Annotated in this window: 9 protein-coding genes; 7 read left to right on the top strand and 2 right to left on the bottom strand. The window is 38.2% G+C overall.

Features of this window, described 5'->3' with window-relative positions; translation table 11 throughout:
- From AC1DND_RS07975 to AC1DND_RS08000, 6 genes are all read left to right on the top strand, one after another.
- The coding region (locus AC1DND_RS07975; protein ID WP_477580587.1) for a FecR domain-containing protein at positions 1-308 on the top strand (308 nt) is incomplete at its 5' end.
- Between the two features lie 170 nt (positions 309-478).
- Positions 479-3730 carry a TonB-dependent receptor gene (locus AC1DND_RS07980; protein WP_477580589.1) on the top strand — a complete coding sequence of 1084 codons (3252 nt, stop codon included), beginning with the start codon at positions 479-481 and terminating at the stop codon, positions 3728-3730.
- 381 nt (positions 3731-4111) lie between these two features.
- Positions 4112-5413 carry an autotransporter outer membrane beta-barrel domain-containing protein gene (locus AC1DND_RS07985; RefSeq protein ID WP_477580591.1) on the top strand — a complete coding sequence of 434 codons (1302 nt, stop codon included), beginning with the start codon at positions 4112-4114 and terminating at the stop codon, positions 5411-5413.
- Positions 5414-5508: 95 nt separating this feature from the next.
- Positions 5509-6603 (top strand): hypothetical protein, encoded by a 1095-nt coding sequence (locus AC1DND_RS07990; protein ID WP_477580593.1) that lies wholly within the window; start codon positions 5509-5511, stop codon positions 6601-6603.
- A gap of 196 nt (positions 6604-6799) precedes the next feature.
- Positions 6800-8218, top strand: coding sequence for an inorganic phosphate transporter (locus AC1DND_RS07995; RefSeq protein ID WP_477580595.1), 1419 nt, complete (start codon positions 6800-6802; stop codon positions 8216-8218).
- Positions 8219-8250: 32 nt separating this feature from the next.
- Positions 8251-9072, top strand: coding sequence for a universal stress protein (locus AC1DND_RS08000; protein ID WP_477580597.1), 822 nt, complete (start codon positions 8251-8253; stop codon positions 9070-9072).
- Positions 9073-9413: 341 nt separating this feature from the next.
- On the opposite strand, the gene AC1DND_RS08005 is transcribed toward AC1DND_RS08000, so the two are convergent.
- On the bottom strand, positions 9414-9794 hold the full coding sequence (locus AC1DND_RS08005; RefSeq protein WP_477580599.1) for a hypothetical protein: 381 nt from the start codon (positions 9792-9794) through the stop codon (positions 9414-9416).
- A gap of 163 nt (positions 9795-9957) precedes the next feature.
- On the opposite strand from AC1DND_RS08005, the gene AC1DND_RS08010 reads away from it, so the two are divergent.
- On the top strand, positions 9958-10203 hold the full coding sequence (locus AC1DND_RS08010) for a CBU_0592 family membrane protein (RefSeq protein WP_477580603.1): 246 nt from the start codon (positions 9958-9960) through the stop codon (positions 10201-10203).
- Here AC1DND_RS08010 and AC1DND_RS08015 read toward each other — a convergent pair.
- Positions 10175-10798 carry a TetR family transcriptional regulator gene (locus AC1DND_RS08015; protein WP_477580601.1) on the bottom strand — a complete coding sequence of 208 codons (624 nt, stop codon included), beginning with the start codon at positions 10796-10798 and terminating at the stop codon, positions 10175-10177. The two genes, AC1DND_RS08010 and AC1DND_RS08015, sit on opposite strands and share 29 nt — an antisense overlap.
- Positions 10799-10959 lie beyond the last annotated feature (161 nt).

Here is a 10959-nt window from a genome sequence, read left to right on the forward strand (position 1 = left end):
ATTTAAAGGAACGTAATTATACTGTACATACTGAACGGATAACAGAAGTAAATGCCTGGATCAAAAATAGCTTCGCTTTTAAAGATGTAACGCTACCAAATATGCTCAAATCGTTGGAAAGATATTACAATGTACACATTGAGCTGAAGAGTAATAAACTTAATCAATGCAGGTTTAATGCCACCTTTTCGAACAAAAGTATTACCAATGTGATGAAAGAGCTACATGTAATGAGTGGGAAACACCTGAAATACAAAATAGATACCGGTACTAAAACAATTACCGTATGGGGGGAGGGCTGCCAATGATAGGTTAGCTTATACTTGAGCGCGCAACATACCTGCGCATTATTACCGGATTTACACCTATGAAAAATAAATTAAACCTCTTAACACAAACATGGAGCCGGATTGCTCGAACAATCCAGCTCCTAAACAAAAGTTTTTAACCCGTGAGAATTAAAAAACATCTTGAACCTATGAAAATAGGGTTTTATGAATATATAAAAGAATATATTATCAATTTCGATTACAGGCCAGCGGCATTTATGTTGGTGTTGTGCGCCCTTTTGTCAAATCAGGCATTAGCAAGAAACTTTGAGCAAACACCAGGAGAAAGTAGTGTAAGCATCAAAATAGCCGAAATGAGCATCTCGGATGCCCTTAGTCTTTTAGAGGAAAAAGCAGGCTTGTCGATTAATTACAATAAATCGATTTTTAGCCAGAACAGCAGAATAAGCCTCGAGGTAAAAAACATGCCCCTTGAACTGATCCTCAAAAAAATACTTTCAGGAACCAGGGTAGCCTATAGGTTTGCTGATACCAATACCATATTGCTTTACAAACTTCCTGATCCGGTAAAACCTGGACGCATATCGGGGAAAATACTTGATGAAAAAGGTGAAACCCTTCCTGGTGCCTCCATAAAGGTTATCCAAACAGGCAAAGCCACGCAAACCGCCAGTGATGGAAGTTATACTTTAAGCATTGAACCTGGTACTTATACTGTAGAGGTTAGTTATATTTCTTTTGTTACCCAACGCATTAGCGAGGTAAACGTAAAGGCAGACAAAAATACACCATTAGACATTTCGTTAAAACCTGATGCAAAAGGCCTTCAGGAAGTGGTGGTAACGGCCAGTTACAAAAAAGCATCAGTTGAGGGTTTATTGGCCCGGCAGAAAAACGCCTCCGAAATCAGCAATGGCATCAGCGCAGAACAAATTGGCAGAACACCGGATAAAAACATTGGTGAAAGTTTGAAACGCATTAGTGGGCTAAGCTCAATAGATAATAAACTGGTACTTGTGCGTGGTATTGGCGAACGTTACAACACTGCCCAGTTAGATGGGATTACCCTGCCAAGCACAGAAGCCCAAACCCGCAATTTCTCTTTCGATCTCATTCCTTCCAGCCTAGTTGACAATGTAGTTGTCAGCAAAACAGTTACTCCTGATATGAACAGCAGTTTTGGTGGTGGATTGATCCAAATTAACACTAAAGACATCCCCACTGAAAATTTCATGGGTTTTACTGCAGGTACTGCTTACAACGATGAAAGCACAGGTAAAGATTTTTTAAGCCATCAGCGCGGTAAATATGATTATTTCGGATTTGACGACGGAAGAAGAAAATTCCCTGCCGATTTACAACACACCGACCGTACCATTTCACCCAATAATACCCTTACAGATGAGCAGTATAAGCAAAAGCTGATTGCACAGAGCCAGAAGTTTACCAAAGATAATTTTACGATGTATAAATATAAAACTGCCCCATCGCAAAACTATCAGTTTACTATTGGGAAGATAATTGGTATCGATACCACGAATAACAAAAAACTTGGTTTTACCGCATCTTTAAATTATCGCAACAACCAGAACATCAATACAATTGAACAGCAAACCAGAAGCGACTGGAACCCCAATACAACCAACACTGGTGCCAAATACATGTTCAATACCACCCTTGCAGCAATGATCAATGTGGGTTTACAATTGGATAAAAACCGATTCAGTTTCCGCAATACCTATACGCATATCTACAACAACGATCTTGTCCGAACCATTGGTTATGACACTGACGAAGGTGGAAATTTCTTTGCTGCTGGCTTAAAACCCAACAGAATTATAGAAGCAGACGATCCTACCTATACAGATTTGTCACAAAATAAGCTGAACGGTCAGCACCAGGTTGGAAAGGTAAAGTTAGAATGGAATTTATCCAGAACATCTATAGACCGGAAAGAAAAAGATCTTGGCATTGCTGCACAGAACTTAAAAAAAGTAGGTAACGATTACGAATACTTTTATGGAGCGAGCGCACAATCAGAAGGTTATATAAAACCCACTTCACGCCATAACTATAGTAATAATGAACATCATTTTTCGTGGAATGGAGATGCCAGCATACCATTTAAAACCGGGCCATTAAACAACAGCTTCAAAACAGGTTATTTTGGTATACATAAGGAAGGATCGTTAAACTGGCAAATTGCATCATTGGTTCAAAGCCCAACAATAGCCGATAGTTTAAGGTATATCCCAATTGCCCAAATGATTGATCCAGCAAAAATTGGTAATAACGGTTACAATTACTATATAAACAATTATTTTCTAAATGGCTATAAAGGTAAAAGCATTACACAGGCTGGCTATTTGATGCTGGATAACCGCCTTGCCGAAAAACTGCGCCTGGTTTGGGGCGTTAGAGCCGAATATTATAAATACACCGAATTACGTAATGATATTAATGTAAGGGGAGCAAGTTCTTTTGCGTTGCCATACGAAAAGAAATGGAGGTGGTTACCATCGGCCAACCTTACTTATAGCCCAACCAAAGCGATCAATATTAGGGCTGCTTTTTCTAACACAACCATCAGACCTGAGTTAATGGATAACAGTCAGTTTTTCAGGTATGATCCTATGTTCGATGCGCAGTTTGGTAATCAAGGATTAGTGAGTACACAAATTAAAAATTACGATTTTAAAGTAGAATGGTTCCCAGGGTTAGGTGAAATCATTTCGGCTAGTGCCTTTTACAAGCGCTTTGATAAGCCTGTTGAAGTTACTTTTAGTTTATCGAACGGAAATAGTGGTTTTTACTACATCTTAAATTCTGATGAAGCTAAAGTTTATGGTTTAGAATTCGAACTCAGGAAAAACCTTGGCTTTATTACCAGCAATCCGTTTTTATCACGCATTACCCTTTATGGCAATCTCACTTTGCAAACTGCCGATGTTGTAGGTACTTATAAAGCAGCTGGGCCTGATGGAAACGAAATGGTTGTAAATACCAAAGTAAAAAGAAATATGTACGGGCAATCTCCTTACCTCATCAACGCAGGTTTACAGTATTTGGATGAGCATTTTGGGTTTAATATTGCCTACAATAAATCAGGGCGGAAAACAACACTTGTTAGTGCAGAGCTTAACCGCATCGAATACGAAAACCCGAGAGACCAGATTGACGCACAGGTGAGTTATAAATTTTATAAAAAAAGGTTCGAGGTAAAGGTAAATGCGGGCAATCTGCTTAATAAAGCATCGGTTATTTTCAGAAATACAGGAAGCTATGAGCGTAATCCCGATTATGTTCCCGGAACGGCTGACTATAGTAATTTAAACCGCTTAAAACCCGGCTTTACAAACAAATTGGAAGATGGCGATCAGGTCCTGTTCTCTCAAAAATTCGGCCGTACATACAGTACCTCTATTACCTACAATTTTTAAAACTACCATGAAAAACAGTATAAATAAGGTTAAACCAGTTAATCAGAAAGGAGGAACGAAGTTTCCTGCATAGCCATAAAAAAACGAAAGGTTGTACCAGAACCCTTCGTTTAAACCGATCATTTCTAGTGGAACGGCAATCCAGGATAAACCTGAAATATTTAAAAAACCTACTGTTAAAAGCCAAGGGCGGCTAACAGCTCTTCTTAGTTATCAATAAAGAAATACTAAGATATAAAAAACATCCTATTTAGCGATATGTAGGCCTTTATTTCCATAAAAAAGAAGGAATTATCTGCCCTTACCTCTAAATAACGAAAAAAATCAACCTAAAAAACATGGATCCTACCTATAAGATCCTATGAAAAACAAAAAACGAAAATGAAAAATTTCAAAAATTTAATCGGTCTTTTATCAATTGTTGCTGTTTCTTTTACAGCTTGTAAAAAAAATGAAGGTGGTTCTCCTGCATTTGGCAACCGCAGCACTTCAGCCGCAGATTATTCACAATCATCATTACCTGTTGTAGCCGTTAGCGGAGACATTACCAGCTCTGTTACCTGGACCCCAGGAAATGTTTACGAAATTAGTGGTGTAGTAACGGTTAGAAACGGTGCAACATTAACCATCCAGGCTGGTACTTATATCAAAGCATCAGTTAATACTCCTGGTGTACAGAACGGTGTATTGGTTATTGCAAAAGACGGTACCATTAATGCTGTTGGTACAGCTAACGATCCGATTGTATTCACCAGCCGTTACCTTTTAGATGGTGATGCCAGCACAACAGGTAAACCTGGTGATTTTGGTGGTACCATTATTTTAGGTAATGCAACGATCAACGTTGGTGATAAACTGATTGAAGGTTTAGCTAACGAATCTAAATTCCATTACGGAGGTTCTGACGATGCCGATAACCGTGGTACCTTCCAATATGTACGTATTGAGTATGCTGGTTTCCAGTTGGCTCCAAACGTTGAGGTTAACGGTTTAACTTTAGGCGGTGTAGGTAGCGGTACAACTATCGATCACGTACAGGTTTCTTACGGTCTTGATGATGGATTCGAATTTTTCGGTGGTACAGTTAACGCAAGCAATTTAATTGCTTTAGCTTCTGATGATGATCAATTTGATTTCGACAATGGTTTTACAGGTACATTAAGTGATGCAGTAGCCATTGCCGATAAAAATTCAACCCACAGTACAAGTGGTGGTAACAGCGATTCTAACGGTATCGAATCTGATAACAATGCGACTGCAGAAGATGCTACATTTAGCCTAACCCCTAAAACACACCCAACTTTAATTAACGTAAGTATATTCGGAACTGAAAATCCTTCAGGTATTGCCGGTTTAGGTTACCGTAACGGTATCCGCGAGCGTAGAGGTTCTGAAGTTGATTTGATCGATGTAATTGTTTCTGGTTACAACACAGGTATCGCATTTGATGCAGATGCTCCAGCCGGTGTTTCAAGTATCAGTACTACATCTGTTCATGGTTTCGTTAACGCAATCACTACAGCATCTGGCACTTACGTTGATGGTGGTGGTAACTCATTAGTTGTTAACCCAACCAATGCAAGTTATTTTGGTGTAAGCCAACCATGGTACAACACGCCAGGTTCTCCAGCTACGGTTACTTTACCAACCTGGTCAGCTGGCTGGTCTAAACTTGTATTCTAATTTTTTTCTCTCTTAACACAAAGAGGCTATACCCTAGGGTATGGTCTCTTTATTATAAAAACAGGCAACTGTTTTTAAATGTAATGACACTTTATATGAAACTAAAAATTTTTACCCTTTTCTTTCTTTCTACTCTTGCAGTCTTAAGTTTATCTTGTCGCAAAGCAGAACTCCTACAGCCAGAACCAGTTAAAATTATCCAGCTAAGCATTAGTGGGACAACCAGTGTTGAGCTCGAATACCTATATAAAGACAGTATAATAGCTACTCCGCCCGCAGGTGGCATCAGTTTAAAAACCTTGCTTGCCGTAAAAGACCAGAATGCCGTTTTAAAGATCAGAAAAAAGGGTACTTCCGAAATATTGCTTACCAGAACCATTATGGCTACTCCATTCGATCAGAATATTAGCCTGTTTTATGATGGGACCAAAATATATAACAATGCCATTTCATTAAGACTTAAAGGCTATGCACTATCTGGCGAACTCGAATTCCTGTTGGATGGGACTCTATTTTCTTCAGGTAATGGCGCCATAGATAAATTATCTTCCGTCCTGATTGATAAAGGTACTACAAGAGAAATCACCGTCCGCAAAAAAGGAGAAACTGCTATTCTCTTAACCAAAACAATCGAATCGGTCACGGCACAGCAAAATATCGGCTTCTTTTTTGATGGCATTAAAATAGTCGATAATGTAAAAGTTGATCCACCTGTTAATCTTGCTAACATGATGCTGACAGCTAAATTTGAAACTACATTTCCGAATCAATTTAAAAATGTTGATGTAGACCTTGTTTTCTATACCAGGCTTAAAACTGCATCGAATACAACTGCCGGAGCAAAAGTAACACCCGAGCTTAGATTTACCTTACCTAAAAATGGATCTTTTAATTCGATAGAACTACCTCCTTTACCAGGGACAAATTATATTTACAGTTTTGATATTGTTGAAAAAGGAACCAATACCGAGCCTTATACTCCTGGTACTCCTTTAGTGCTTAATGGTTATACGCTAAAGCCTAATGAGGGTAGAATCACTGCAGCCTTTGCTGAAAACGGGATAAATTTTGAAGCAGGAAAATCAAAGTTATTTGTAATTGCAGATGCCAGAACAGCTGTTACCACTCCAACCAGATCTATTTATGTATCAGGTGGAAGATTAACAGATCTTTCTCAGTATTTTCAATAGGATTTATATTTATTTTATAGAAAATGGGGAAAACCAAGCAATTGCACTAGGTGTTCCCTTTTTCTTTTATTACAATTTGCGCATTAACCTATTGATAACAATCATTTAACCTACAACACGATTTAAATCAGCTACTTATTCATTTATTTGAATAGCGCAGATACCGTTATCTGCTATGGATATCCAAACTGATCTTATGCCGTCGTTCTGCAACATCATTCCCTTTCTGGGAAACACCGATTTAAGTACTCCTCTTGTCATCATTTTTATAATCTGCTTACTTGCCGTGGTTGGTTTCGAATTTGTTAACGGTTTCCACGATACGGCCAATGCGGTAGCTACAGTGATTTATACCAAAGCACTTAGACCTGTTATCGCTATTCCATGGTCGGGGTTCTGGAATTTTATGGGTGTATTTACCGGTGGGATTGCCGTAGCCATGGGCATTTTAAAACTTGTTCCATTAGATGCCTTAATGAACCTTCCTATTGGCGTGGGTGCTGCTATGGTATTGGCCGTTTTACTGGCCTCAATCGCATGGAATCTGGGTACCTGGTATTTGGGTATCCCCTGCTCGAGTTCGCACACTATGATAGGCGCTATGATTGGTGCTGGCCTGGCCTTTACCTGGTACTACGGAGGTAAAGGCGTAAACTGGGGCAAGGCCGAAGAAATTGGCTTATCGTTAATTTTATCGCCCATTATTGGTTTTGGACTTGCCGTTTTGCTGATGTACTTTTTAAAACATACCGTAAAGTATCATGCGCTTTTCCATATCCCACACGGTGAAAACGACCGTCCTCCTTTACTCATTAGGGGCTTACTCATCACCACTTGTACCTTAGTTAGCTTTTTCCATGGCAGTAACGACGGACAAAAGGGTGTTGGTTTGCTTATGCTGATCCTGATTGCTTTTTTGCCTGCAAAATTTGCAGTAAATCACCATATCCCGAATGATAAAGTACTTTTCCAATTGAACCAAACCGAACAGGTACTTCAAAAAACAGCAGCGCTTAATCAGGGCAAAAGATTGGATATTAATACACTGGTAACTAAAATAGATAAGGCTAAATTCCACCTGTCGCTAAAAAATGAAACAGATAAAAAAAATACCTATCTTTTCCGTAAGCAGATAGAAGAAGTAATTGCTTCGGTAAAAGTAGTAAGGACAGATAAAACACTGATAATTAACAAAGCAGACGATCAGCTTCTTGCTGATAATACTACCGAATTAGCTAAAGTGGTTGAGTTTGCACCTTTATGGGTTGTACTTTTAATTTCCATTTCACTGGGCCTTGGCACCATGATCGGTTGGAAACGTATAGTGGTTACCATTGGCGAGAAGATTGGAAATGAACATTTAAATTATGCTCAGGGTGCAACTTCTGAAATTGTAGCCGCATCTACCATCGGTTTAAGTACCGCCTTCGGATTACCGGTAAGTACCACACATGTACTATCGAGCGGAATAGCCGGTGCCATGGTGGCCTCTGGCGGAAAAGAAAATTTAAACAATAATACCTTAAAAAATATTGGCTTAGCCTGGATACTTACTCTGCCGGTATCGATCGTTTTAGCCATCTTGTTATTTATGCTTTTTCATTTGTTTATCTAACCTCTTTCAAATCCCATTTTATCCTTCAAAAAATGAAACAGATACTTGTAGCAACAGATTTTTCGAGAAGTGCAGGAAATGCCCTGGCTTACGCTTTGGCTATGGCAAAAACATTAAAAATGGAGGTTGTGGCCATCCACGCCATCCACCCTACCGAAGGCATAAACAACAGTACCTATAATGCCATTTTTATCGAATCCTATTACGAAAACAAAAGGATCGCCTTAAAAGAATGGGCCGAAAACATTAAAGCAAAAGAAAACCACACTGATATTAAATTGGAAACTAAATGCGATGTTGGTTTTTTAAGGGCAGTAATTACCAATCATACCGAAAACAATCCGGTAGAACTTTTGGTAATGGGCATTACCGGGGCAACCGGCATTAGTGGTATTGTGGGTAGCAACGCTAGTATGGTGGTTACTAAAATGAGAATCCCAACGCTAATTGTTCCTTTAGAAAGCAGTTTTACAAACTTCCCGATTATTACACTGGCCACAGACTATGAAACCGTTTTATCACCTAAAGATATTACAGCACTGAGCGAACTCTTAAAAGCTTCGGGTACAAGAAAAATGCAGGTACTTTATGTTGCTGAGAAATCGGATGAGGTACATATCCAAACCGGAGAAAAAAGAATTAGAGCGTTACTTCCAGATACAGAAATAGAATTTAACTACATTATGGACAGTAGTGCTCCAAACGGTATTATGGATTTCATTAAAAACAACCACACTGATATACTTTGTTTAGTTAAACATCACCACAATATTATTTACCGGTTATTTACCAGTAGTACGGTTAATCAGGTATTAAACAAATCAGTAAAAGCAATCCTGGTTTTACACGAATAGATTTTTATCGGCTGATTTGATGTGATTTTCTTCCAAGTACCCAGCGGTTACGCATGCAGCGGTAACACCTATAACGTTTCACGGGTAACCAGAATAACAGGGTTTTCATCATAAATGTCCGTGGAATTCTTTCCATATCCGATTTATCACCCTTACCACATGGGCATACGCCTTGAAAATGGTCGTTGCCGATTGAATCGATTGCTGCTGTCATGATACAAAAAATTGAAAACTTATACTAACCATATAGATAACCAAAAATACAGTGCTAATGTTAATATAAAATAACCTGTTCAATACCAAAACAGGTTTATCACCTCAGTATCAGGGAATTTTCGCAGTTATTTCCTGATCCTTCTATAAAACCTGGCTATTTTTTTAGCATCTTTTTTAAATGTTTCGAGATAATCTTCTATTTCCTTCTTCGATAATGTTTCGATCCTTGCTTTAACCGCATGCTTAAAACTGCCCACTGCAAGTAGCTGGTTTTTACTATCGCGAAATTTCACATTAGGAAAAAGCTCTGTAATATGACGTTTATTCCTTTCCCTAATTTCGTTCAGTTTGGTAAAAGATTTTGAATTTGTATCGCTATTTAAATCTGTAAGCGAGTTATAATAATCATAATCATTAATGTAATTGATCACGCTGAGGGTAACCATGTTCAAATCCATATTTACTTTTGTTTCAGCTAAATATAACAGTTTGTGTTTAAAATACACAGTGCTGTTTAAAATATGTGACGCAGCAAACAAATCTATTTCAGCAATTATTTAGGCTGCAAAAATCTAAACCAAAGTGATTTTTTGCCCGCTGATTCCTATAGATGTAATCACATTATTTCATAGCTTTACTAGCAAACAATACAACATGATGAATTTAGTGATGTCAATTATCGGATGGTCTGGAGTGCTATTTTGTACACTTGGGTACCTTTTTTTAAGCATGAAATTAATCCGTGCCGATTCTCTCTCTTTTCAGGCACTTAACATACTGGGTGGTTTATGTTTAGCTATAACTGCGTTAGACACCCACGATCTACCAAATGCCGCAGCAAATGTGCTCTGGATGTCTATTGGTTTGTATGCTTTAAGCAGGCAGTTTAGCAAACGGGAGCAGAAACAGCCTTAAGGGGTGGTATAGAAAGAGCATCATATGCCTTTTGTTTATAATACGCTAAACGATCTAAATATGCTTTTTTATCGCTTTCCATTGAAAGGTAAAAATATGCACCATCAACCAGTACAAAAATAAAATCAGCGGCAACCTGAGGGTTCTCCACATGTGTAATATCCTGTTCGTTGCACTGTTCAATCATTAAAGCTAGACCATTGCGGAGGGCATCCAAAATAAGTTTRTACTTCAACTTGATCTTTTTCTCCCTGAATGCCAAAGCATAAAAGGTATAAAACAATCCATCATCAAAAAGCAGGTTCCATTTTTTAGAAAACAGCATTTCAATAGTGCCCTGTAAATCATCTAGTTTTGCTTTCCCTTTGTGCTTTATCGTATAAATCAATAAATACCGATCGAGTATATGATCGATCAGTTCATAGGTAAGTCCTTCTTTGGTTTCAAAATAATGAATAATAAGGCTTGGGTTAATATCCATCACCTTTGCAATCTTCGCAATAGAGGTATTTTCGTAACCCTCTTTCTTGGCCACCTGGTAAAATACCTTAATAATTTCCAGTCGTCTTGTCTCTTTTAGACTTTTACGTCCCATCGTGCAGTTAATTTAATTAGGCAAACTAATCAAAAGTAGTTGTATTCTGCAAATTTATTTTTCTTAATAGATTGAATGAACATTCAATTAATATATTAATTTAGTCTTAACTTAACTTTAATATGATATGTTCAATTTAGCGCCGCTGAAAAGTGCTTATC

It is taken from the genome of Pedobacter sp. 01N416, from assembly GCF_056399685.1.

What these genes read in the sequence shown, in the direction of transcription:
- AC1DND_RS07980 (WP_477580589.1), top strand. Translation starts at nt 479, where the DNA reads ATGAAAATAGGGTTTTATGAATATATAAAAGAATATATTATCAATTTC.
- AC1DND_RS07985 (WP_477580591.1), top strand. Translation starts at nt 4,112, where the DNA reads ATGAAAAATTTCAAAAATTTAATCGGTCTTTTATCAATTGTTGCTGTT.
- AC1DND_RS07990 (WP_477580593.1), top strand. Translation starts at nt 5,509, where the DNA reads ATGAAACTAAAAATTTTTACCCTTTTCTTTCTTTCTACTCTTGCAGTC.
- AC1DND_RS07995 (WP_477580595.1), top strand. Translation starts at nt 6,800, where the DNA reads ATGCCGTCGTTCTGCAACATCATTCCCTTTCTGGGAAACACCGATTTA.
- AC1DND_RS08000 (WP_477580597.1), top strand. Translation starts at nt 8,251, where the DNA reads ATGAAACAGATACTTGTAGCAACAGATTTTTCGAGAAGTGCAGGAAAT.
- AC1DND_RS08010 (WP_477580603.1), top strand. Translation starts at nt 9,958, where the DNA reads ATGTCAATTATCGGATGGTCTGGAGTGCTATTTTGTACACTTGGGTAC.